Annotated in this window: 20 protein-coding genes; 11 read left to right on the forward strand and 9 right to left on the reverse strand. The window is 73.2% G+C overall.

Features of this window, described 5'->3' with window-relative positions; all coding sequences use genetic code 11:
- Positions 1 to 6 precede the first annotated feature (6 nt).
- A complete protein-coding gene (locus ACH4NX_RS04235) occupies positions 7 to 2,022 on the forward strand; it encodes an FAD-dependent oxidoreductase (protein ID WP_398127015.1) in 2,016 nt (671 codons plus the stop codon).
- A gap of 49 nt (positions 2,023 to 2,071) precedes the next feature.
- Positions 2,072 to 2,650 carry a PadR family transcriptional regulator gene (locus ACH4NX_RS04240; protein ID WP_351397914.1) on the forward strand — a complete coding sequence of 193 codons (579 nt, stop codon included), beginning with the start codon at positions 2,072 to 2,074 and terminating at the stop codon, positions 2,648 to 2,650.
- 61 nt (positions 2,651 to 2,711) lie between these two features.
- Here ACH4NX_RS04240 and ACH4NX_RS04245 read toward each other — a convergent pair whose 3' ends face one another.
- Both ACH4NX_RS04245 and ACH4NX_RS04250 read right to left on the reverse strand, forming a co-directional pair.
- A complete protein-coding gene (locus tag ACH4NX_RS04245; protein ID WP_398127014.1) occupies positions 2,712 to 3,269 on the reverse strand; it encodes a hypothetical protein in 558 nt (185 codons plus the stop codon).
- A gap of 173 nt (positions 3,270 to 3,442) precedes the next feature.
- Positions 3,443 to 4,447 (reverse strand): fibronectin type III domain-containing protein, encoded by a 1,005-nt coding sequence (locus ACH4NX_RS04250; RefSeq protein WP_398127013.1) that lies wholly within the window; start codon positions 4,445 to 4,447, stop codon positions 3,443 to 3,445.
- Between the two features lie 209 nt (positions 4,448 to 4,656).
- Between ACH4NX_RS04250 and ACH4NX_RS04255 the strand changes: the two genes are divergently transcribed.
- The gene (locus ACH4NX_RS04255; protein WP_351397920.1) at positions 4,657 to 5,535 is read left to right on the forward strand and encodes a glycoside hydrolase family 75 protein; all 879 of its coding nucleotides are present in this window, start codon (positions 4,657 to 4,659) and stop codon (positions 5,533 to 5,535) included.
- A gap of 19 nt (positions 5,536 to 5,554) precedes the next feature.
- Here the strand turns inward: ACH4NX_RS04255 and ACH4NX_RS04260 are convergent, their stop codons facing one another.
- Positions 5,555 to 6,316, reverse strand: a complete 762-nt coding sequence (locus ACH4NX_RS04260; RefSeq protein WP_351397922.1) for an SDR family NAD(P)-dependent oxidoreductase — start codon at positions 6,314 to 6,316, stop codon at positions 5,555 to 5,557.
- A gap of 133 nt (positions 6,317 to 6,449) precedes the next feature.
- Between ACH4NX_RS04260 and ACH4NX_RS04265 the strand changes: the two genes are divergently transcribed.
- On the forward strand, positions 6,450 to 7,094 hold the full coding sequence (locus ACH4NX_RS04265; RefSeq protein ID WP_398127012.1) for a TetR/AcrR family transcriptional regulator: 645 nt from the start codon (positions 6,450 to 6,452) through the stop codon (positions 7,092 to 7,094).
- A 106-nt stretch (positions 7,095 to 7,200) separates the two neighbouring features.
- On the opposite strand, the gene ACH4NX_RS04270 is transcribed toward ACH4NX_RS04265, so the two are convergent.
- From ACH4NX_RS04270 to ACH4NX_RS04285, 4 genes are all read right to left on the reverse strand, one after another.
- Complete coding sequence (locus ACH4NX_RS04270) at positions 7,201 to 7,611, reverse strand: PTS fructose transporter subunit IIA (RefSeq protein WP_351402453.1); 411 nt, start codon at positions 7,609 to 7,611, stop codon at positions 7,201 to 7,203.
- Entirely contained in the window at positions 7,604 to 8,203 is a 600-nt protein-coding gene (dhaL, locus tag ACH4NX_RS04275) for a dihydroxyacetone kinase subunit DhaL (RefSeq protein WP_351402451.1), read from the reverse strand. The genes ACH4NX_RS04270 and dhaL overlap by 8 nt, the downstream gene beginning before the upstream one ends.
- 49 nt (positions 8,204 to 8,252) lie before the next feature.
- Positions 8,253 to 9,245 (reverse strand): dihydroxyacetone kinase subunit DhaK, encoded by a 993-nt coding sequence (dhaK, locus tag ACH4NX_RS04280; protein WP_351402449.1) that lies wholly within the window; start codon positions 9,243 to 9,245, stop codon positions 8,253 to 8,255.
- A 189-nt stretch (positions 9,246 to 9,434) separates the two neighbouring features.
- Positions 9,435 to 11,600, reverse strand: a complete 2,166-nt coding sequence (locus ACH4NX_RS04285; protein ID WP_351402447.1) for a BCCT family transporter — start codon at positions 11,598 to 11,600, stop codon at positions 9,435 to 9,437.
- Between the two features lie 253 nt (positions 11,601 to 11,853).
- On the opposite strand from ACH4NX_RS04285, the gene ACH4NX_RS04290 reads away from it, so the two are divergent.
- The 4 genes from ACH4NX_RS04290 (at position 11,854) to ACH4NX_RS04305 (ending at position 16,859) form a co-directional block, all read left to right on the forward strand.
- The gene (locus ACH4NX_RS04290) at positions 11,854 to 12,405 is read left to right on the forward strand and encodes a TetR/AcrR family transcriptional regulator (protein ID WP_351402445.1); all 552 of its coding nucleotides are present in this window, start codon (positions 11,854 to 11,856) and stop codon (positions 12,403 to 12,405) included.
- A 323-nt stretch (positions 12,406 to 12,728) separates the two neighbouring features.
- Positions 12,729 to 13,397, forward strand: a complete 669-nt coding sequence (locus tag ACH4NX_RS04295) for a HEAT repeat domain-containing protein (protein ID WP_398127011.1) — start codon at positions 12,729 to 12,731, stop codon at positions 13,395 to 13,397.
- 6 nt (positions 13,398 to 13,403) lie between these two features.
- Complete coding sequence (locus ACH4NX_RS04300; protein WP_398127010.1) at positions 13,404 to 14,408, forward strand: HEAT repeat domain-containing protein; 1,005 nt, start codon at positions 13,404 to 13,406, stop codon at positions 14,406 to 14,408.
- Positions 14,409 to 15,053: 645 nt separating this feature from the next.
- Positions 15,054 to 16,859 carry a glycoside hydrolase family 35 protein gene (locus ACH4NX_RS04305; protein WP_398127009.1) on the forward strand — a complete coding sequence of 602 codons (1,806 nt, stop codon included), beginning with the start codon at positions 15,054 to 15,056 and terminating at the stop codon, positions 16,857 to 16,859.
- Here the strand turns inward: ACH4NX_RS04305 and ACH4NX_RS04310 are convergent.
- Complete coding sequence (locus ACH4NX_RS04310) at positions 16,798 to 17,313, reverse strand: hypothetical protein (RefSeq protein WP_398127008.1); 516 nt, start codon at positions 17,311 to 17,313, stop codon at positions 16,798 to 16,800. The genes ACH4NX_RS04305 and ACH4NX_RS04310 overlap by 62 nt on opposite strands.
- A 218-nt stretch (positions 17,314 to 17,531) precedes the next feature.
- Between ACH4NX_RS04310 and ACH4NX_RS04315 the strand changes: the two genes are divergently transcribed.
- Both ACH4NX_RS04315 and ACH4NX_RS04320 read left to right on the forward strand, forming a co-directional pair.
- Entirely contained in the window at positions 17,532 to 18,638 is a 1,107-nt protein-coding gene (locus ACH4NX_RS04315; RefSeq protein WP_351398958.1) for a LacI family DNA-binding transcriptional regulator, read from the forward strand.
- A 149-nt stretch (positions 18,639 to 18,787) separates the two neighbouring features.
- Positions 18,788 to 21,154, forward strand: coding sequence for a beta-N-acetylglucosaminidase domain-containing protein (locus ACH4NX_RS04320; RefSeq protein ID WP_398127007.1), 2,367 nt, complete (start codon positions 18,788 to 18,790; stop codon positions 21,152 to 21,154).
- Here ACH4NX_RS04320 and ACH4NX_RS04325 read toward each other — a convergent pair.
- Positions 21,148 to 21,585: a DoxX family protein gene (locus tag ACH4NX_RS04325; RefSeq protein WP_351398956.1), complete on the reverse strand. Its 438-nt coding sequence runs from the start codon at positions 21,583 to 21,585 to the stop codon at positions 21,148 to 21,150. The genes ACH4NX_RS04320 and ACH4NX_RS04325 overlap by 7 nt on opposite strands.
- Before the next feature lie 273 nt (positions 21,586 to 21,858).
- Here ACH4NX_RS04325 and ACH4NX_RS04330 point away from each other — a divergent pair, with 273 nt between their 5' ends.
- Positions 21,859 to 22,605, forward strand: a complete 747-nt coding sequence (locus ACH4NX_RS04330) for a lytic polysaccharide monooxygenase (protein WP_398127006.1) — start codon at positions 21,859 to 21,861, stop codon at positions 22,603 to 22,605.
- The last annotated feature ends 126 nt before the right edge of the window (positions 22,606 to 22,731 follow it).

The raw sequence follows: 22,731 nt of genomic DNA on the forward strand, positions 1-22,731 counted from the left end.
GCCCCGATGAGCCGCTACCCCCACCTGCTGAGCCCGCTCGACCTGGGCTTCACCACGCTCCCCAACCGGGTCCTGATGGGCTCCATGCACGTCGGCCTGGAAGAGGCCGAGCGCGGCTTCGAGCGCATGGCCGCCTTCTACGCCGCCCGCGCCCGCGGAGGCGTGGGCCTCATCGTCACCGGCGGCATCGCCCCCAACGACGAGGGCCGGCCGTACGAGGGCGGCGCCAGGCTCACCACCGGGGCGGAGGCCGAGCGGCACCGCGTCGTCACGGAGGCCGTGCACCGCGAGGGCGGCCGGATCGCCCTGCAGATCCTGCACTTCGGCCGCTACGCCTACCACGCCGACCTGGTAGCCCCGAGCCCTCTCCAGGCGCCGATCAGCCCCCACGTACCCCGCGAGCTGACCGACGACGACGTCGAACGCACCATCGACGACTACGTCCGCACCGCCCGCCTCGCCCGCGAGGCCGGGTACGACGGCGTCGAGATCATGGGCTCCGAGGGATACCTGATCAACGAGTTCATCGCCGCGCGCACCAACCACCGCACCGACCGCTGGGGCGGCTCCTACGAGAACCGCGTGCGCCTGCCCGTCGAGATCGTCCGCCGGGTGCGTGAGGCGGTCGGCGAGGACTTCATCCTCGTCTACCGGCTCTCCATGCTGGACCTGGTCCCCGGCGGCTCCACCCTCGACGAGGTCATCACCCTCGCCAAGGCCGTCGAGGCCGCCGGAGCCACCATCATCAACACCGGCATCGGCTGGCACGAGGCCCGCATCCCCACCATCGCCACCTCCGTGCCGCGCGGCGCCTACACCTGGGTGACCAAGCGCCTGATGGGCGAGGTGACGGTGCCGCTCGTCACCACCAACCGCATCAACACCCCCGAGGTGGCCGAGGGTCTGCTCGCCGAGGGCGCCGCCGACATGGTGTCGATGGCCCGCCCGATGCTCGCCGACCCCGACTTCGTCGCCAAGGCCGCGGCCGGCCGCCCCGAGGCGATCAACACCTGCATCGGCTGCAACCAGGCCTGCCTGGACCACACCTTCAGCGGGAAGATCACCTCCTGCCTGGTCAACCCGCGCGCCTGCCACGAGACCGAGCTGGTCCTGGCCCCGGCCCGGCGGCGCAAGCGGGTCGCGGTCGTCGGCGCCGGACCGGCCGGACTGGCCTGCGCGGTGAGCGCCGCCGAGCGTGGCCACGAGGTGACCCTGTACGACGCGGCGGGCGACATAGGCGGCCAGCTCAACGTCGCCCGCAAGGTCCCGGGCAAGCAGGAGTTCGACGAGACGCTGCGCTACTTCCGTACGCGGCTGGAGGAGCACGGCGTCGACGTGCGCCTGAACACCCGCGTGGAAGCCGACGACCTGGCCGGCCACGACGAGGTCGTCGTCGCCACCGGCGTCACCCCGCGCACCCCGGACATCCCCGGCGTCGACCACCCGAGCGTCGTCGGCTACCTCGACGTGCTCCGCGACGGCGCCCCCGTCGGCGACCGGGTGGCGGTCCTCGGCGCGGGCGGTATCGGCTTCGACGTCGCCGAGTACCTCACCGACGGCGGCGACAAGGCGCACGAGGACCCGGCGACGTACTTCCGCCTCTGGGGCGTCGACATGGACTACCGCGCGCCCGGCGGCCTCGCCGCACCCGAGCGGCCCGCACCGCCGCGCACCGTGCACCTGCTCCAGCGCAAGACCTCCAAGGTCGGCGCGGGACTCGGCAGGACCACCGGCTGGATCCACCGCGCCGAGCTGAAGCACCGCGGCGTCACCATGGTCCCGGGCGTGCGCTACGACCGGATCGACGACGCCGGGCTGCACGTCACGATCGGCGACGAGTCCACGGTCCTGGAGGTCGACACGGTCGTCCTGTGCACGGGTCAGGAGCCGCGCCGCGGCCTGTACGACGACCTGGTCGCCGCCGGGCGCAGCGCGCACCTCATCGGCGGCGCCGACGTGGCCGCCGAGCTGGACGCCAAGCGCGCCATCAAGCAGGGCACCGAGCTGGCCGCGGCGCTGTAGGGGCGTGCGGGACCGGAGAACGCGCTTGTGCCGTCCCTAGGATGAGCGCATGTCACTCCCGCACGCGATCCTCACCGCCCTGGTCGAAAAGCCGTCGTCGGGGCTGGAGCTGACCCGCCGCTTCGACAGGTCGATCGGCTACTTCTGGTCGGCGACGCACCAGCAGATCTATCGCGAGCTGGGAAAGCTGGAGGCGGACGGCCTGATCCGCGCGCTGCCCGGACAGCAGCCGTCCCGCGGGCAGAAGAAGTCCTACGAGGTGCTGCCCGCGGGCCGCGCGGAACTGGCCCGCTGGGCCGCCGCCGCCCAGGACCCCAAGCCCCTGCGGGACACGATGCTGCTGCGGCTGCGGGCGGCCGCGGTGGTCGGCACCACCGGCATCGAGACAGACCTGCGACGCCATCTGGAGTTGCACGAACGGCAGTTGGCCGAGTACGAGGAGATCGAGACGCGGGACTTCCCGCCCGGGAGCGACAGTACCGAGGACCGGCTGCGGCACCTGGTGCTGCGCGCCGGCATCGACCTGGAGACCTTCTGGACGCGGTGGCTCAGACACGCCCTGGCGGAGTTCGCCGAGCTGCCGGGTGACGACCGGTCGCCGGGCGGTGACGGGCCCGCCGGGCGGTGACGGGCCCGCCGGGCGACGAACGGGCCGGCGGGCGGCGGACGGGTGTGAGCGCGTCCGCGGCTCAGAACCGGTACGGCTTCCGGCGGCGGCGCAGGAACCACGCCGCGGCGATGACCCCCGTGCCGACCAGCGCGCCGCCCGCCACGAGGGTGGCCGTGCCGTAGTCCTCGACGGCCCCGCCGAGACCGCCCAGGACGCCGCGTGGTGACGCGGAGGGAGAGGGTGACGGGGACGGGGACCGGCTGGGTGAAGGGGAGGGCGCCGGGGAGACGATGACGGTCTGGGAGCCGGCGGTGCTGTTGTTGGAGCACATGACGATGACCGTGTACGTGCCCGGGCTGATGCCGGACCAGGTGGCGGACTGGCCCGAGCTCGTGCCGGACAGTGCCACCTGGCGCCCCTCGGCGAAGTCCCCCTGGGCGCCGGTGAGCAGCGAGGCGGTGCCCCAACTGCCGCTCAGCTGGGCGCAGGCGGTGGTCGTGACCGACACCGTGGTCCCGGTGGTGCTCACGGAGATGCCCGGGCCCGCGGAAGCCGGCCCGGCGGCCAGGGCCACGGGCAGCGCGGCGGCGGCCGCCACGGTCAGGCCGGAGCGGAGAAGTGGCGATGAGATGCGCATGTGGACTGCTCTCCGGCGGCACGGTTGGCGGTACATCCCTTGCGCCGCCGAGATCGGGAACGCCCGTGCTGCCTCACGGGCAGCCAACAGGGCGGCGGCCGTGCCCGCATGCCGAGCGCGACCGCCCAGGTGACAGGCCGGCCAGGCCGGCCCGGCGCACCCCGGCCCGACCGTCATCCGCCGTCGCCCGTGGTCACCTTCCGCTCGTCCGAGAAGCCGCCCCAGGTCCCGTCGGACAGCCTGGCCCGGACGCGCACCCGGTGCGTGACACCGGACCGGCGCCCCGCGTAGAAGCTGTACTCGGCCCGGTCGCGCGGCGCGTCGCCGCCGTAGACGAGTGAGGTCGCCGGACGGCCGTCCAGGTGGATCCGGTACTCGGTGACCACACCGTCCGTGCGCGGCGGGACCCAGGTGAGGTCGATGTAGTAGGCCCCGTCGGCCTTGTGCGAGGCCGCGCGCAGTGCCTCGGGCGCCGTGGCACTGCCGTCGTCGGAGCCCGGGGTGGTGATCCGGACGGTGGCGCCGGAGGGGGAGACGTTGTCGGCGGCGTCCCGCGCCCGGACGGTGAAGGAGTAGCGGGTGCCCGCGCGCAGCCCCGTGACGACGGCCGCGGTCTGCCCGCCGCCGACGCTGTGGACCTTGGCGTCACCCTGGTAGACGTCGTACGACACCACTGCGCGGTCGTCGGTCGCGGCGGACCAGGTGAGCTGGACCGCCCGGCTGCCCGCCGCCCGGCCGCGGGTGCTTCCCGGGCGGGTCGGGGCGGAGTCGTCGGCGACCGCCGCGGGGGTGGTCGCCCGCACCTCCCGGCTGTGGGGTCCGAGCCGCCCGCCGGCGTCGCGCGCCCGCACGGTGAAGGCGTAGGCCGTCGAGGGGCGCAGCCGGGTGACGTCCACCATGCGGTCGGACGCCGGTACCTCCTCCACCAGGGTGCCGCCGCGATGGACCTCGTAGGTCTCGACGCCGTCGACCGCGTTCCACATCACGTGCACGGTCGTGGCACTGCCCGCCTCGGCGGTGACGCCCGTCGGCGCGCCGGGCCGCCCGCCGCTCTCGGCACCGCCGTCGCCCGTGCCCCAGCCGCAGGACGTGACCAGGACGAGCGCCCCGCAGAGCAGCGCGCAGCGCCGCGGAACGGGGCCGGGGAAGGGGACAGCGGGGACGGGAGCGTGGCGCACGGCGCTGCCTCCGGGGTGGCTCGGACGTGGCGGCAATGGTCCGGACCAATATGGCGCCAGTGACGCGGCCACATCAAGAGGGCGGTCGGAGTCGCGTCGGCACGGGCGGCCGGGCATGCACCGTCTGGCCCACAAAAGGTGGCCCCCCGCGCGATTCGGGGACAGATGAGGCCGAGTGACCGTCCATGTCCCCCAGGAGAGGCCACGATGTGCGTGTCCAGTCGCTGACTCTGGTCGCGGCCAGCGCCGCCCTGCTCGCCCCGACGACGTTCCCCGGCGCTCCGCTCCCGCCCCGTCCCGCCCCGCGGGTCCAGCCCCCGCCCGGGCACCAGCCCCACACCGACCCGGTCCGGGCGGGCAGGTCCGGCCCCCGGACCGGACCGGTGTCGCGACCCCAGGCCGGGCCCGCACTGCCGTCCGGCATCCGGTCCGGGGCCGGGGCCCGGCAGAAGGGCGGCGGACGTCAGGAGCCCGTCCGCGCCGAAGACCTGCTGGCGAGGGTGCGGGGCTGCGACCCCGTCTCGCACGGGCGCTACCGCACCGACGCCGGAGCGCCGGCGGACATCCCGGTCTGCGGCAGGGGAGACGCCGTGTACTGGAAGGCCGACCTGGACGTCGACTGCGACGGCCGGCCCGGCGACCGCTGCAACAGCGGCACCGACCCGTACTTCTCCTCCGCCACCGCCTACACGCAGTCGGACGGCCTGCCTCTGGACGCCGAACGCCTGCCCTACGTCGTCCTCCCCGAACCGAGCGACATCTGGGACCACCGCGAGCACGACGTCCACGGCGGATCGGTCGCGGCCGTCGTCTACGGGGACCGGGTGCGGTACGCGGTCGTCGGCGACGTCGGCCCACGCGACCTCATCGGTGAGGCCTCCTACGCCGCCGCGCGGTCGCTCGGCATCCCGGCCGACCCCCACGGGGGCGGTACGCCGTCCGGCGTGACGTACATCGTCTTCGAGGGCAGCGACGTCGAGCCCCTGGAGGACAGGGCCGCCGCCGAGAAGACCGGAGAGCGGCTGGCGCGGGAGTTCGTCGACGGCGGCCGGCCCGCCGACGCGCCGCGCGCGGCGGGTCGCCCCTGACGGTGGCGCGGAGGGGACCTCAGACGGCGGACCAGCCGTCGTCGACGGGCAGGATCGCGCCGTTGATGTTGCTCGCCGCCTCCGAGGCGAGGAACACGATCGCCGCGGCCTGCTCCTCCGGCTGCGACACCCGGCCGAGGTTGACGAAGTGCGGGCCGAGCGTGGCCGGCCCGTGGGCGCCCTGCTCGGCGTCGACGGTGATGGCGGTCTGTGTGCCGCCCGGACAGATGGCGTTGGCGCGGATGCCCCGCCCCCGGTACATGACCGCCAGGGACTTGGTCAGCCCCACCACGCCGTGCTTGGAGGCGGTGTAGGCGGCGCCCGCGGCGCTGCCGCGCAGGGCCGCCTCGGAGGCGGTGTTCACCACGGCGCCCCGGCCCGCCGCCAGCATGTGCGGCAGCACCGCGCGGCTCAGCAGGAAGGGGGTGGTGAGGTTGACCCTCAGGATCCGCTCCCACTCGGCGTCGCTCACGTCCGCGAGCGCCGACATCCGGTCCATGATCCCGGCGTTGTTCACCAGGACGTCGACGCCGCCGAACCGCTCGACCGCGGTCGCCGTCACCCGGTCGACGACCGCCTGCTCGCTCAGGTCGCCCGTCACGGCGACGGCGGTGCCGCCCGCCCGCTCGATCTCCTGGACGGCCGCGTCCGCGCCCTCGGCGTTGAGGTCCGCCAGCACGACCCGGTCGCCCTGCGCGGCGAACGCCAGGGCGGCGGCCCGCCCGATGCCCGATCCCGCTCCGGTGACGATGACACTGCGCCCGCCCGGTCCGCCGGTCATGTGGTGCTCCTTCGTGTGAGGTCCCGGGGACGTCGTGCCCGCTGCCCGGCCACCCTACGACTTAATGTCGGTGAGTGACAAAAATTAGTCGTGGAGAATCCCGGGAGGAACACCACCGGCGTCGGAGGAACAGATGGCCGCAGCTCGCGGACGCACAGGAAGACCGCCCCTGACCGAGGAGCGCAAGGCCGAGATCCGGCTGGAGATCGCCCGCGCCGCCGTGGACCTCTTCGTCACCCAGGGGGTCGCCGCGACCACGGGCGAGCAGATCGGCCGGGCGGCCGGCATCTCCGCACGTACGGTGTGGCGCTACTTCCCGACCAAGGAGAGCTGTGTACGACCGCTGCTCGCGGCCGGTATCGAGCTGATCGCCGACTCGCTGCGGCAGTGGCGGCCCGGCCGGCCCCTCGACGAGGCCTTCGACTTCGAGCAGCGCGCGGCGGACGACGACCGCCTCCTCGCCGGACCCGCCCAGGCCACCGTCGGGGCACTGGTACGGCTGACCCGCACCGAACCGGGCCTGCGCGCGGTCTGGCTGCAGACCTACGACGAGGCCGAGCCGGCGTTCGCCCGCGCACTGGCCGAACGGGCCGGGCTGCCCGCCGAGGACCTGCGGCCGGCGATCCAGGCGGCCATGTTCAACGCGGCGCTGCGCGCGGCCGTCGAACACCACGCCTGGCACACGGCCGACGGCCGCGCCGACGCCGCGACGGCGCGGGCCGAACTGGCCAAGACCCTGCGCACCGCTCTCAGGGCCGCGGCGGCCGGCCTCTCCTGACGGACCGCGCCGCGCCGGTCGCGCGACCGGCGCGGCGCGGCGGGGGAGCGCCCTCCCGCCCGGCGCACCGGACGTTCCAGCCACACCTGCCGATTACACCTGCCGGTCACACCTTCCGGTAGGAGTACGCCTCCGCGGCCGCCGCCTCCACGGCCGCGAGGTCGGCGCCCGTCGCGGCTGTGACGACCGCGGCCACCGCGCCCTCGACGAACGGGGCGTCCACCAGACGGGTGTTCTCCGGGAGTTCGTCGCCCTCGGAGAGCAGCGCCTTGACGGTGAGCACCGCGCTGCCGAGGTCGGTGAGGACGGCGACCCCCGCGCCCCGGTCCACGGACGCGGCAGCGGCCGAGACCATCTCGTAGCTGGTCCCGAACCCGCCGGACGCGGTCCCGCCCGCCGGCGCGATCGGCACCGTCACGCCACCGCCCGACAAGGCCTTCGCCAGTTCGGCCACGGACGCGGCGACCTCGGCGCTGTGCGACACCAGCACGATTCCGACCAGCTTCCCGTCACTCACCGGCCGCCTCCTCCAGAGCCGCGACGAGCAGCGCCGCCGATGTGGCGCCGGGGTCCTGGTGCCCGATGCTGCGCTCGCCGAGATAGCTCGCCCTGCCCTTGCGGGCCCGCAGCGGCACGGTCGCCCCGGCCCCCTCCTCGGCCGCGGCGCGGGCCGCGGCGAACGAGTCGCCGAGGGCCTCCACGGCGGGCACCAGGGCATCGATCATGGTCTTGTCACCCGGCGCGGCACCCCCGAGCGTCCGGACGGCGTCCACCCCCGTCCGCAACGCCTCGGCCAGCTGATCCGGACTCACCTCCGCGGCGTCCCCGAGCGCCTTGCCGGTGCGGCGCAGCAGCGTCCCGTACAGCGGCCCCGAGGCGCCGCCGACCGTGGAGATGAGCCGGCGCCCGGCGAGCGTGAGAACCGCGCCGGGCGTGTCGGGCGCCTCCTCCTCCAGCGTGGCCACCACGGCCGCGAACCCGCGCTGGAGATTGCTGCCGTGGTCGGCGTCGCCGATGGGCGAGTCGAGGGCGGTGAGCCGTTCCGCCTCGCGGTCGACCGACGCGGCGGCCGCCGTCATCCAACGGCGGAAGAATTCGGCGTCGAGCACTGGATCTCCTTGCCTGGTAGGTACGTGGTGATCCCTTCCCCGCCCACCGTCACATGCCCCACCTCAGGCCCGGCGTCTTCACCGGCGCGTCCCACAGTCCGAGCAGCTCCTCGTCGATCTCGCACAGGCTCACCGAGGCCCCCGCCATGTCCAGCGAGGTGACGTAGTTGCCGACGAGGGTGCGGGCGACGGCGACACCGCGCTCGCCGAGTACGCGCTGCACCTCGGCGTTGAAGCCGTACAGCTCCAGCAGCGGCGTCGCGCCCATGCCGTTGACCAGGACCAGGACGGGACCGCGCGGGCCGAGGTCCGTCAGGACCGCGTCCACGGCCGCCTCGGCGATCTCCCCCGAGGTCATCATCGGGCGCCGCTCCCGGCCGGGCTCGCCGTGGATCCCGATGCCGAGCTCCAGCTCACCGGCCGGCAGGTCGAAGGTCGGGCTGCCCTTGGCCGGCGTGGTGACCGCGCCGAGCGCGACGCCGAAACTGCGGGAACTGTCGTTCACCTGCCGGGCGATCGCCTCCACCCGCTCCAGCGGCCGGCCCTCCTGCGCGGCGGCCCCGGCGATCTTCTCCACGAACAGCGTCGCCCCCGTACCGCGCCGCCCGGCCGTGTAGAGGCTGTCCGTCACCGCCACGTCATCGTTGACCAGGACCTTGGCCACCTGGATGCCCTCGTCCTCGGCGAGTTCGGCGGCCATGTCGAAGTTGAGCACGTCACCGGTGTAGTTCTTGACGACGAACAGCACCCCGGCCCCACTGTCCACGGCCGCCGCGGCCCGCACCATCTGGTCCGGCACCGGCGAGGTGAACACCTCGCCCGGACAGGCCGCCGACAGCATCCCCGGACCCACGAACCCACCGTGCAGCGGTTCGTGCCCGGAGCCGCCCCCCGACACCAGGGCGACCTTCCCGGCCACGGGAGCGTCCCGCCGCACGATCACCCTGTTCTCGACGTCCACGGTCAACTCGGGATGCGCGGCCGCCATACCGCGCAGCGCGTCCGCGACCACGGTCTCGGGGACGTTGATGAGCATCCTCAAGGGTTCCTCCTACTTAGTGCCGACTTCGGTGACGGAGCGTCAGATCGATTGGACGGCCGGGCGGCCGGACGAGTCCCGGCCGGGGCGCCGCTGTCGGCAGTATCGGCCTTGTGGCGGCGAAGGTCACGCGTGGCAACGCCTCCGCGTGTGAACACTGATCGGATGCCCTCTCGAGCCGGGTGCGGCCGCTCAGCCGGCCGGGCCGTCGCCGTCGGCGGCGCCGCGCAGCAGCCGGGCCGTGCGCTCCTCCACCCCGGCCGCGGAGGACGCGAACTCGGGGGTGTCGAAGACCTCGCCCTCGATCGGGTCACCGGGCATCGCCGTCTCGTCCCATTCGACGGCACCCGTGGCGGTGTCCACGGTGGTGGCGTAGGCGGGGACGTCCAGGACGGTGAGGACACGGACGGGACGGTCGGGGGAGGCGCCGACGGCGGCCAGCGCGGCGGAAGGGGCAAGGGCGCCTGCGGACTGTTCCAGGACGGCTGTGGCCGCCGGGGCCGGCGATGGTGCCCCGGGCGGGGTGGCAGCGGGCCGTCGCCGGGTGGCAGTTCCTTCCGCGTCACCGGTTCCTCCCGCTCCTGCGGTCTCTCCCGCTCCTGCGGTTCCTCCCGCTCCGTCGCCGTCGCGCCAGGCACGCAGCAGCGCGCGCAGATCACGCTCCAGGTCCTCCTGGCCAGGGGCAGCCCCGCCCCGGGTGTCCTCGCCCCGGGCCTTCTCACGGGCGGCCGAGACCAGCGCCGTCGGGGTGGCCTTGGGGTGGACGCGGACGAAACGCGGCATGATCGCGATCTCGTGGCGGAACATCCGGATCATCGCGACGACCGCGAGGGCGTAGACGACCGAGAGGGGTGCGGCGCTGGCGATGGAGCTGACCTGGAGGACGGTCAGGGCCGCTTCGCCACCCGCAAGGAGCAGCAGCGCACCGGCGACACCGATCATCACGGCCCAGAACACGCGTGTCGTTCGCGGAGTCTCGGTGCTGCCACCGTGGGAGAGGACGTCGATGACCAGCGCGCACGAGTCGGAGGAGGTGACGAAGAAGAGGGTGATCACCAGGAGTGCGACGACGGAGAGGGCGACGGCCATACCGGACCCGCCGGTCAGCTGCTCGAACAGGGTGAAGAGCGTGGTGTTGGTGTCGACCGAGCCGCCCTCGCCGACCATCGAGCCGTTCTTGAGCTGTTCCAGGATGCCGGTGCTGCCGAATACCGTGAACCAGACGACGGCGATCAGGGTGGGAGCCAGCATGACCCCGAAGACGAACTCGCGGATGGTGCGGCCGCGCGAGATGCGGGCGATGAACATGCCGACGAACGGCGCCCAGCTAAGGAACCACGCCTGGTTGAACAGGGTCCAGCCGAGGGTCCAGCCGTCGTCCGCGCCGGCGCCGGTGACCAGGGCCAGCTTCGGCAGGGTCTGCAGGTATTCGCCGGAGTTCTGTACGAAGGACTGGAAGAGGAAGGCCGTCGGGCCGATCAGGAGGACGGCGAGTGCCAGCAAGGCGGCGAGGCTCATGTTGGCGTTGGACAGCCAGCGCACGCCCTTGTCGAGACCGGTGACCACGGAGATGGTGCCCGCCACGGTGACGATCACGACGAGGACCAGCAGCAGCCCCTTGGACGGCTGGAACCAGCCCAGATGGGCGAGGCCGGCCTGCATCTGCAGTACCCCCTGGCCGAGCGAGGTGGCGACGCCGAAGACGGTGCCGACGATGGCGAAGACGTCGATGGCGTGGCCGGCCCAGGACTCGATCAGCTTGCGGCCGAAGACCGGCTCCAGCAGCCAGCGGATCGACAGCGGGCGGCCGCGGCGGAAGGACATGTAGGCGAGGCCCAGGCCGACGACGGCGTAGATGGCCCAGGCGTGCAGACCCCAGTGGAACAGGGCGGCGCCGATCGCGAAGCGGCCGGCCTCGGCGGAGCCCGGTTCCACACCGGCGATCTCCGGCGGCGACATCATGTGGGTCAGCGGCTCGGCCACCCCCCAGAAGACGAGCCCGATGCCCATGCCCGCCGAGAACAGCATGGCGAACCAGGCGAACCGGGAGAACACGGGGCGCTCGTCGTCCCGGCCGAGGCGGATGGCGCCCGCCCGTGAGCACGCCACCCAGAAGGCGAAGACCACGAACACGGTGACCAGCAGGACGTACCACCAACCGATGGTCCGGCCGATACCGTCCCGCAGTTCGGTGAAGGCGTCCTGCGCGTCCGTTCCGTATACGGACCCGTACCACGTGGCGAAGGCCAGCGCGGCGATGATGATCGCCAGAGCCGGCAGGAACACCGGCTTGCTCAGGCTTCGCCAGGCTGCGGTGACGGGGTTCGCTTCCGGCCGCGTTGCGGACTGGGCGCCCACACGTACTCCCTTCGCTCGGCAGCCGTGCGGGCCCGGCTGTACCCCGCCCCCGAGCACTCGGCCTCGCACTGTCGGTGGCGGAGCGCACTCGACGCCACCTGGCTACACTGATCTGTGTAATTCGTCTGGCAGGCTAGGTATACAGATCAGTGGAAGTCAAAACGGCGGAGTCCGGAGGCAGGGCTTGGAGCAGCGAAGAAGCCGGTCGGCGGAGCGTTGTGACGCCCCGCGTGCCGCCACGGTCCCGCCCTCCGTGGAGGCCCCGAGCCTCACTCCCCGCGCCCGTCTCGTCCTCGCGACGGCGTCCCGGCTCTTCTACGAGAACGGCATCCACGCCGTCGGCGTCGACCTGATCGCGGCCGAGTCGGGGGTGACCAAGCGCACCCTCTACAACAACTTCGGTTCCAAGGACGCCCTGGTCGTCGCCTACCTCCGGCAACGGCACGCGGACTGGTGGCAGCGCCTCGAGGAGGGCCTGGCCACCGCCCCGGCGCCTCGCGCCCTGACTCTCTTCGACGTCTACACCGAGGACGCCCTGACCAGCACCCGTGGCTGCGCCTTCCTCAACGCCGCCGCCGAACTGCCCGTGGAGCACCCCGCCTTCGCCGTGATCCGGGCGCACAAGGGTGCGGTCGAGCGGCGCCTGGGTGAGCTGATCGCCGAGGACCGTCCCGTCGCCGACGGCCCCCACCGCCTCGCCCGGCACCTCTTCCTCCTCCTGGAGGGCGCCTTCGCCCACCACGGGGTCCACGGCCGGAGCCTGCTCACGGAAGCCCGCGCCATCGCGCGGGAGTTGCTGGCCTGACCGGGCCCACGCCCCGGGCCTCTCCCCGCTCCTGCCGTCGCGACGAGAGGCCCGGGGCGGGCGGTCGGGTAATGATCACCGCGGCCGCGGCCGCGGGCGCCGGGTGGACGGAACCACGCCCGCGGATTCCTGGAGGGGTGCGCCCGGTTCGTCGTCGGTGACTCCCGCGTAGAACGCTTCCGACCGGGAGCGCGCCGGTGGTTTCCGGCTGATCCGGGGGGCCTCGGCGACCGGACGGGAGCGGGTGCCGGGTGATCTCTTACGCGCTCCGCTTGACCTTGACACGGTGACAAGGCCTTCACTGGGTCGAGGAGGTGGTCCCGATGACCCTGCCGGAACAGGACATGAACACGCCGCCGGCCCTGCGGGGGCTGGAGGACGACCACGCGTCGGTGCGGCTGCGTACGGCGATGGCGGTCGGAACGGCCCCCGACCCGCGGTACGTCGGCAGGCTCGTCGAACGCTGCGCGACCGAACCCGACTTCCAGGTACGGGAGATGCTGACATGGGCGCTCACCCGGCACCCGGCGTCCACGACGGTCCCGAGGCTGGTCGACGAGGTGAGGTCGGAGCGTGCGCAGGCACGCGGCCAGGCCCTGCACACACTGTCCAAGATCGGTGACCGCCGGGCGTGGCCGGCCCTCACCCGGGCGCTGCTCGCCGACGCCGACGACGAGGTGGCCCGGAGCGCCTGGCGGGCGGCGGTCGTGCTCGTGCCCGACGATGAGGAGGGCGAGCTGGCCGACGCGCTGGCGACACAGCTCGGACGTGGGGGGCGCGAGACGCGGCTGAGTCTCAGCAGGGCACTGATCGCGCTCGGTGAGGTGATCCTGCCGACGCTGCGCGCGGCGATGACGGACGCCGCCCCGCAGGTGCGCGCGCACGCGATCGCCACGGAACGGCTGCTGCGCGATCCCGATGCCGGCTTCGGGTTCGCGATCGACGAGGCGAAGCGTGTCGTGGCCCTCGGCCCGTACGGCCAGGAGGGGTGACGGGCGGTGCTGATCGGTGAGGTGGCACGGAAGTCGGGGGTCAGCGCCCGCATGCTCAGGCACTACGAGTCGCTCGGCCTGGTGCGCCCCACGGGCCGGACCGGGGCCGGCTACCGGGAGTACTCCGGCGAGGACTGCCGGCGCGTCTTCCACATCGAGAGCCTGCGGTCACTGGGGCTGTCCCTGCGCGAGGTCGGGCGCGCGCTCGACGACCCCGCTTTCGTGCCGTCCGACCTCGTCGAGGACCTGATCCGGCGGACCCGAGAGCGCATCGCGGCCGAGACGGAGCTGCTCACCCGGCTCCGTCGGATCGGTAGCGCCGAACCCGAGGGCTGGGAGGACGTCCTCCAGACCGTCGCCCTCCTCCAGGCGCTGGGATCACAGAGCGCGGGCAGGCGTCAGAGCGCGGCCCTGGCCTTGGCCGACAAGGTCCCGGTGCCCGCGGAGGCACTGGTGGAGGCAGTGCTGAACGAGACGGACCCGAACGTCGCCGGAGCGCTCCGCTGGGCTCTGGCGCAATCGGATGGTGGCGGACTGGCACTGCTGACGGAGGGGCTCGGTTCACCCGTGGCCGCGGTGCGGGAGCGCGCGGTGCGTTCCATCACCGAGGTCCCGGACGGCGCGGCGACCGCGCTGCTGCGGGACGCGCTCACGCACCCGGATCTCGGGGTCCGCCGGTACGCGGCCCTGGAACTGGGTGCACGCGGGGACGCCGACGCGGTCCCCACCCTCGTCGACATGGTGGCCGAGGGCGCGAACGACGTCGACGCGGCGGACGCCCTGAGCGCGCTGGCGAGTCGTCCGGAGCTGGCGGACGGGATCGCCACCGGGCTCGTCGACCGTCTCGCCCACGGCGCCGCGCAACCGTCCGTGCGCCGACGGCTGACACAGGCGCTCGCCGACGTCCCGGGAGCGACGACGTCCCGCGCCCTCGCGGAGCTGACGCACGACGAGGACCGCGCCGTCGCGCTCACCGCCGCCTACCTCCTCGGCAGACGCGGCCCGGAGTGACGGCACCCTTCCAGTGCCGGAACCCTCCTCCGCCGCCCCTGTGCGGGCGCCGTCGAATCAGCTCGCCCCCGGCAGGGTCTTCAGTGCCGTCTGGGTCTCCCCGATGACGCGCTCGACCGGAGTGCTCAGGCAGTTTCTCGAACAGCCGCCGCCGGCCCTCGCGATGGGGCGCTCCGACAACGTCACGCCCGTCGGCGGCAGCAGCCCGGTCCGCCGCACGGACGAGATGCTCGGTGACCGGATATTGCGTACGGCGGGGTCGTCGGCCCCTCGACCCCACCGAGCGAGAGGGCAGGGCGGTCCGCGCGCTGCACCAGGACAGATACGGCCTGCTTCACCACCGCCCTGTACGAACGCTTCGGGACAGAGGTGGCGCAGCACGGCACCAGACTGGTCGGCCGCATCCTGCCCGCCCGGTCGCCGGGAGCGGACGGGCTCCACCGTGCCCAAGGCGACCGGGTGTTCGGAGCCGATGGACGAGCTGATGGCCTCGCTCCTACAGGGCGAAGCAGCGGGGCGCAAACCACTGGCGCACGGCGGACGAATCGATTGGCATCGATAACATTCTCTGCCATAGTTCCAACCCCCGACCGCTGGTGCCCTCCTGTGTCGTCCTCGCCCCTTCCCGACCGCTGGAGCCGTCACGTGAGCACGTCCCTCCCCGCCGCCCTGACGTACGGCGACGGCGCCCTCCTGCGGGACGGGCGCCCGTACCGCGTCCTTTCGGGCTCGCTGCACTACTTCCGGGTCCGCCCCGAGCAGTGGGCCGACCGGCTCCGGCGGCTGGCCGCCCTCGGCCTGAACACGGTGGACACCTACGTCCCGTGGAACTTCCACGAGCGCGCCGAGGGCGACGTCCGCTTCGACGGCCCGCGCGACCTGGGCCGCTTCGCCCGGCTCGCCCAGGAGGAGGGGCTGGACGTCATCGTGCGGCCGGGCCCGTACATCTGCGCCGAGTGGGACAACGGCGGTCTGCCCGCATGGCTGACCGGCACGCCCGGCATGCGGCTGCGCACCTCGCACGGCCCGTTCCTGGAAGCGGTCGACCGCTGGTTCGACGAGCTGATCCCGCGCGTCGCCGACCTCCAGGCCGGCCGGGGCGGGCCGGTGGTGGCCGTGCAGATCGAGAACGAGTACGGCAGCTACGGCGACGACCACGCCTACGTCCGCCACGTGCGTGACGCCCTCGTCGCGCGCGGAGTCACCGAACTGCTCTACACGGCGGACGGACCGACCCCGCTGATGCAGGACGGCGGCGACCTGCCCGGCGAACTGGCCGCGGCGACCCTCGGCTCACGTCCCGACCGGGCCGCGGAGCTGCTGCGCTCGCGCCGGCCCGGGGAGCCCTTCTTCTGCGCCGAGTTCTGGAACGGCTGGTTCGACCACTGGGGCGAGAAGCACCACGTCCGGTCGGCGCGGAGCGCGGCCGAGACCGTCGGCGAGATCCTCGACGAGGGCGGCTCCGTGAGCCTCTACATGGCGCACGGCGGCACCAACTTCGGCCTGTGGGCGGGCGCCAACCACGACGGCGGCCGGATCCAGCCGACCGTCACCAGCTACGACTCGGACGCCCCCATCGCCGAGCACGGCGCCCTGACACCGAAGTTCCACGCCCTGAGGGAGAAGCTGGCCGCGCTCGACGGCGCCGGAGCGGAGCGAGCCGAGCGTCCGCTGCCCGCCGATCCGCCGCTGCTGGCGCCCCGTCGGCTCCCGGTCACCCGGCAGGCGGCCCTGCTGGACGCGCTGCGCGCGGCGGCCGAGCCGGTACACGCACCGCTGCCGCTCAGCTTCGAGGAACTCTCCCTGGCCTCCGGCCTGGTGCTCTACGAGGCCGAGCCGCTGCTGCCGCCGGGGGACCACGAGGTGACCGTCACGGGTCTGCACGACCGCGCCCAGGTGTTCGTCGACGGCACACCCGCCGCCGTACTGGACCGCGAGAGCGCCTCGTTCACCGTCCGTGGCACCGGAGCACGCGTCCGGCTGGCGCTGCTGGTGGAGAACCAGGGGCGGATCAACTACGGCCCCCTGCTCGGCCAGGGCAAGGGCATCCTCGGCGGGGTGCGGGTGGAACGCCGGCTGGTGCACGGCTGGACGATCCGTCCGCTGCCGCTCGACGAGTGGACGCGGCAGGACACCGCCCGCGTCGCGTCGGCGGCCCCGCCGGACGGAAGGGCGGGCTTCGCCACCGCCACGCTGACCGTGGTCGAGCCCGCGGACACCTTCGTCGCCCTGCCGGGATTCGGCAAGGGATTCCTCTGGGTCAACGGCACCCTGCTGGGCCGCTACTGGGAGATCGGACCCCAGACCACGCTCTATCTGCCCGGCCCACTGCTGCACCCGGGCGACAACACCCTGACCGTGCTGGAGCTCGAACGCCTCGGCGACCGGATCACCCTGCACGACCGGCCCGACCTCGGACCGCCGCAGGAGCACGTCGAGACGTTCGAGTGAGCTCCTCACCCCCGCGCGCGTCGGCGGCCCGCCGGCCGGGGCGGACGGCCGACGCGCGCCGGCTCAGCGGGCGTCGGCGGGGCGCTCGCCCGGGGGGTGCCCCGTCGGCGGGTCCGTACTCACCGGGCACCCCGGGGCTCAGTTCGGCGCCGGACGGCACCGTCCTCGGCCCCACCCACTTGTGGCCCTCCTCGAACGGGACCGTGGCCGGGGTCGTGCGGTGGACCAGCCCCGTGTTCTCCGCGTGGGACTTCAGCGAGTGCCGCCCGGCGAGCACGTCGTCGACCGCCTTGCCCTCCGACTCGCCGGAGTCGTAGGGGAGTGGGTGTTCTTCCACGGTGACCCTGCCGCCGCGCGGTGCCGTGAAGGCGACGGCGGCCCGCTGGGAGCAGGTGTCCCGCTTCTCGTCGGCCGCCATCTTGTTGACCGCCGGAGTGATGTCGAAGGTCTTCACCGCCGGGTCCTTGCCGCCGCGCACCCAAAGTGCGGTGTCCCGTCGCTCACCGGGCCGGAGCGCCGCTCACCGGACGGGAGCCCTGCCAGGCGGGGCCGCTCACCGAGCCGAGCCGCGATGTTATCGATGCCAACAGTGCCTACGTGGCTAGACTGCCGAGCGGGACCACCATCTGCGGCGGCGTGGCCGGAGCCGCGCCGTCTCCGGAGAGGCGAGCGATGTCATCGGAAACACCGGGTGCCGGCAAGAGGCCCCCGAGCAGGCGGACGGCCGACGACGGCGTCGCGCGGCAACCCGGCATGGCCGACGTCGCCCGGCTCGCCGGGGTCTCCGCCCAGACGGTGTCCCGGACCCTGGCCGGCCACCCCAACGTCCAGCAGGGGACCCGCGCCAAGGTCCTCGCCGCCGTCGAACAGCTCGGCTACCGCAAGAACAACGCGGCGCGCGTGCTGTCGTCGGGGCGCAGCCGGACGATCGGGGTCGTGACGCTGCGGACCAACTTCTACTCGCGCACGAACCTGACGTTCGGCATCGAGACCGCGGCACGCGAGGCCGGGTACGCGGTCAGCACCGCGACCACCGCCTCGCTGGACACCGCGGCGATCGAGGGGGCGTTGTCCCGGCTGGCGGAGCAGGGCGTCGAGGGGGTCGTCCTCTCGGTGCCGCTGGTCCATGTGAGCCCGAGGATCGAGCGGCTCACCCGCTCGGTGCCGACCGTCACCGTCGACGGATCGAGGACCTCGGCTACCGAGGTCGTCGCCGTCGACCAGGCCCTGGCGGCACGCCTGGCGACACGTCACCTGATCGAGCTGGGCCACCAGACCGTCTGGCACGTCGCGGGGCCCCGGGAGTGGCTCGACGCCGCCAGCCGCCGCGTCGGCTGGCGCGACACCCTTCGGGCGGCCGGGCTCTCCGTGCCGCCGGTGCTGGAGGGCGACTGGACTCCGGCCTCCGGGTATCGCAACGGGCTGGTCCTGGGCAAGATCCCCGACGTCACCGCGGTGTTCGTGGCGAGCGACGAGATGGCCTTCGGCGTGATCCGCGCCCTGCACGAACTCGGCCGGAGGGTGCCCCAGGACATCTCCGTCGTGGGTGTGGACGACATCGCGCTGGCCGAGTACTGCTCGCCCTCGCTGACCACGGTGGCCCAGCCCTTCACCGAGATGGGGGCCCTCGCGGTCGCCCACCTGCTGCGGCACATCACGGACCCGGGCGCGACGCCGGAACCCGCGTCCGTCGAGCCCGCGTTGATCGTCCGCGCCAGCACGGCGCCGGTCGGGTCGGCGGCGTTGGCCAGAGTAAAGGTGACCGGGCGAGAGGTCTAGACCCCATACGTCTTACCTCTGTCCGTCTCCATCCTTCACCATCGTCGGGACAAGGGAAAGTAATGGTCCAGACCATGCTTGGAGGTTTCATGGCAAGACGCGCGAAAGCCGCCGCCGCAGCCGGTCTCTGCTTCGCAATAGCAAGCACCATGATGCTCGAGGCACTACCGGCCGCCGCCGTGACGGATACCGCCGTGACCCATGCGGCCGGGGACGCGGCCGCGTCCCCGCTGCCGCCGGTGTCACCGACCCCGCAGACCCTCGCCCGCGAAGGGCGCGACGCCGTGGTGACCGGCCGCGTGCTCGTCGTGGCCGACGAGGGTACGGACGCCGGTGCCCGCGACCGTCTCGTCCGGGAACTGAAGGCGCACGGCGCCCACCGGGTGGACGTCGTCGCCCCCGAAGAGGTCCCCGCTGCCGCCGCCGGCCTGCTCACCGTACGGCTCGGCCCGGCCACGCGCCCCGACATAGCGGCGGCACTCGGGGACACCCGTACACCCGGCCACGACGAGGGCTACGCCCTGCGCGTCGAGGGAGCCCGGCCGGGCGCGGAGATCACCCTCGGCGGCGAGGACGCGGCCGGGCAGTTCTACGCGGTGCAGACCCTGCGCCAGCTGTTCGTCCGCGCCGGCGGCACGTCCTGGAAGGTCGCGGGCGTGCGGGTGAGCGACTTCCCGTCGATGCCGCTGCGGGGCACCATCGAGGGGTTCTACGGGCAGCCGTGGACGCACGCCGAGCGCCTCGACCAGATGGACTTCTACGGAGACGTCAAGGCGAACACCTACATCTACGCGCCCAAGGACGACCCGTACCACCGGGGCAAGTGGCGCGAGCCCTACCCGGCGGACAAGCTGAACGAACTGGGCGAGCTGGTGCGGCGGGCCACCGCCAACCACGTGCGCTTCACCTTCGCCGTCTCGCCCGGGGAGTCGATCTGCTACTCCGACCCCGCCGACCGCGAGGCCCTCAAGGCCAAACTCCAGGCGCTGTACGACCTGGGCACCCGCGCGTTCTCCGTCCCGCTCGACGACATCAGCTACACCCGGTGGAACTGCGAGGGCGACCGGGAGGCGTTCGGCGACCCCGGCCGGGAAGCGGCCGCGCGGGCACAGGCCGACCTGCTCAACGACGTGCAGCGGGACTTCGTCGCCACGCACGAGGGCGCCCAGCCGTTGCAGATGGTGCCCACCGAGTACGGCGACCTCACCGACACCGCCTACAAACAGACCCTGCGGAACACCCTGGACCCCGCGGTCGAGGTGATGTGGACCGGTACCGACGTCGTCCCACCGAAGATCACCAACGAGGAGGCCGACAAGGCGTCGGAGCTCTTCGGGCGCAAGGTCTTCGTGTGGGACAACTACCCGGTCAACGACTTCGGCAACACCGGCGGCCGGCTGCTGCTCGCGCCCTACGACAAGCGTGAGGCGGGCCTGTCGGCGCACCTCTCCGGCGTCGTGGCCAACCCGATGAACCAGCCGTACGCCAGCAAGGTCGCCGTCTTCGGCACGGCGGACTTCGCCTGGAACGACGGCGCCTACGACGCGAGGAGTAACTGGCCGCGTGCCATGGCCTACCTCGCGGGCGGTGACCGCGAGGCCACCGAGGCCCTGCTCGTCTTCGGCGACCTCGAACACCTGGCCCCGACCTTCGGCGCCACCCCCTGGCAGCCCCAGGCACCCGAACTCGCCCGTCGGGTGACGGAGTTCTGGACGTCATGGGACGAAGGGGACCGCGCCGCCGCCGTCACGTCACTGCGCGCCTACGCGAGGGCCGTCGAACAGGCCCCGGCCACCATCCGCGGCGGCGAGGTGGAGGAGGGGTTCACCGTCGACGCGGCCGACTGGCTGGACGCCACCGAGCTGTGGGGCAAGGCGATGGTGACGATGCTCGACGCCCTCGCGGCACGCCAGGCCGGGGACAAGGAGGCGTCCGACCGGCTGCTGGCCGAATCGAACGAACTCCAGCGGCAGGCCCGTGCCGTACGGGTGGACCCCCCGCACAACTCCTGGGGCAAGGTCCAGCCCAAGGTCGGCGACGGAGTACTCGACTCCTTCCTCGTGCGGGCCGACGTCCGGCTGCGGCTGTGGGACACGGCGGGAGGCGGGGAGAACCTGGCCCTCGAGGGGACGGCGTCCGCGTCCAGCGTGGAGCAGAACCTCGACCGCCTGGCCCCCCGGCACGTCAACGACGGGCTGACGGGCACCCGCTGGGCCTCCGGCTACTCGGACGACGAGTGGGTGCAGGTGGAGCTCTCCGCTCCGGCGACGGTCGCGGCGGTGACCGTCGCGTGGGAGAGCGCGTGCGCGAGGGAGTACACCGTCCAGACCTCCCCGGACGGCGTGAACTGGACCACCGCCTCCACCCGGCGCCCGGATGTCTGCGGCCTCGACGTCGTCCGGCTCACCGCCACGGAGGCGGTGCGGTACGTCCGTGTGCGGGGTGTCGAGCGGAAGACCACCTGGGGCTACTCGATCCACGAGTTGGGTGTCTACGGAGCGCCCGCCGCTCAGTGAAGTGACGGCGTCCCGATCCGCCGGGCGCCGGCCCGTCGCCGGAGGCGGAGAAGGGAGGCGAGCGTCCAGCGGCCCGGGCCGATGGCGGCGATGAGAAGGAAGGACCAGCAGAACATGGCCGCCGGTTCGCCGCCGTTCTCGAGCGGGAACAGCGCGTCGGCCTGGTGCTCGGTGAAGTAGGCGTACGCCATGGACCCGGAGCACAGGACGGCGGCGGCCCGGGTTGCGAGGCCGCACAGCACCAACGCGCCGCCGAGCAGTTGGACGGCCGCGGCCCACCAGCCGGGCCACGCGGCGAACTCGGGCCCGGCTCCGTGCGGCCCGCCCAGCACATCGAACAGGGTGGCGGCTCCATGGCAGGCGAACAGCAGGCCCATGACGATGCGGAAGAGTCCGATCACGTACTCACGGCTTCTGTCCAGCGCTTCCATCGTGGTGCTCCTCTCTCGTGGGCGACCTCGGGGGACTGGCCGCCGATGGGGGCGTGGGGCCGGTATCCGGTCCGAAGCCGGCGTCCGCGCTCGCCGGTTCGCTTCACGCAAGCCCTTGACCGAATCCCGTCCATGGCTATGGTCTAGACCTAGTGCTGCTAGGTCTAGACCTATATCGGCCTCCGTCCTCGGTCACCGGTGCCACTCGCGCCGGCGACGGCAAGCCCCGCGGGGTGGACGGCGGCATGGACGTATCGGAAGAAAGGGCATGGCATGAACACGAAAAGACGGGTGGCTCTCGCGGTCGGAGCGCTGGTCGCCCCCCTGCTCGCCGTCAGCCTGCCGGCGAGCACGGCGAACGCCCACGGCTGGGTGACCTCGCCCGGAAGCCGGCAGGACCAGTGCGCCGCGGGCGTCGTGGACTGCGGCCAGATCAAGTACGAGCCGCAGAGCGTCGAGGGGCCGAAGGGCCTGAGCAGCTGTAGCGGCGGGAACAGTCAGTTCTCCGAACTCGACGACGACAGCCTGGGCTGGCGGGTCACGCCGGTCGGCGCGACACACACCTTCACCTGGCACCACACGGCGCGCCACGCCACCGACACCTGGCAGTACTTCATCGGGAACCAGAAGATCGCCGAATACGACGGTCACGGCGCCCAGCCCGCCCCGGACGTCAGTCACCAGGTGGACTTCGGCGGCTTCACCGGCCGTCAGAAGGTACTCGCGGTCTGGAACGTCGCGGACACCGGCAACGCCTTCTACTCCTGCATCGACGTCAGCATCGGCGGCGGTGGCGACGGGGGAGGCGACGGCGGCGGCGACGGCGGCGGCGACGGCGGCGGTGAGCAGGGCGACTGCGCCGCGGCGGCGTGGACCGCCGGGAGCGTCTACAACGGCGGCGACACCGTCTCCTTCGACGGGCACAACTGGCGCGCCAAGTGGTGGGTGACGGGCGAGGAGCCCGGCTCCACCGGTGAGTGGGGCGTCTGGGAAGACCTCGGGGCCTGCGCCGCCGGGTGACCGACGCCGGGCCGGCGCGCGCGCGGCGGGGCGCGCGCCGGGCCCGCCGCAGGCCCCCGGGCGGGGCGGGGAGCGACCCCGCGGCCGGGGGGCGGCGGACGGGGACGGAGGCCGGTGCCCCGGGGC

Source organism: Streptomyces sp. NPDC017225 (assembly GCF_044331465.1).
GTDB lineage: Bacteria > Actinomycetota > Actinomycetes > Streptomycetales > Streptomycetaceae > Streptomyces.

What these genes read in the sequence shown, in the direction of transcription:
- ACH4NX_RS04235 (WP_398127015.1), top strand. Translation starts at nt 7, where the DNA reads ATGAGCCGCTACCCCCACCTGCTGAGCCCGCTCGACCTGGGCTTCACC.
- ACH4NX_RS04240 (WP_351397914.1), top strand. Translation starts at nt 2,072, where the DNA reads ATGTCACTCCCGCACGCGATCCTCACCGCCCTGGTCGAAAAGCCGTCG.
- ACH4NX_RS04245 (WP_398127014.1), bottom strand. Translation starts at nt 3,269, where the DNA reads ATGCGCATCTCATCGCCACTTCTCCGCTCCGGCCTGACCGTGGCGGCC.
- ACH4NX_RS04260 (WP_351397922.1), bottom strand. Translation starts at nt 6,316, where the DNA reads ATGACCGGCGGACCGGGCGGGCGCAGTGTCATCGTCACCGGAGCGGGA.
- ACH4NX_RS04265 (WP_398127012.1), top strand. Translation starts at nt 6,450, where the DNA reads ATGGCCGCAGCTCGCGGACGCACAGGAAGACCGCCCCTGACCGAGGAG.
- ACH4NX_RS04295 (WP_398127011.1), top strand. Translation starts at nt 12,729, where the DNA reads ATGACCCTGCCGGAACAGGACATGAACACGCCGCCGGCCCTGCGGGGG.
- ACH4NX_RS04315 (WP_351398958.1), top strand. Translation starts at nt 17,532, where the DNA reads ATGTCATCGGAAACACCGGGTGCCGGCAAGAGGCCCCCGAGCAGGCGG.
- ACH4NX_RS04320 (WP_398127007.1), top strand. Translation starts at nt 18,788, where the DNA reads ATGATGCTCGAGGCACTACCGGCCGCCGCCGTGACGGATACCGCCGTG.
- ACH4NX_RS04325 (WP_351398956.1), bottom strand. Translation starts at nt 21,585, where the DNA reads ATGGAAGCGCTGGACAGAAGCCGTGAGTACGTGATCGGACTCTTCCGC.
- ACH4NX_RS04330 (WP_398127006.1), top strand. Translation starts at nt 21,859, where the DNA reads ATGAACACGAAAAGACGGGTGGCTCTCGCGGTCGGAGCGCTGGTCGCC.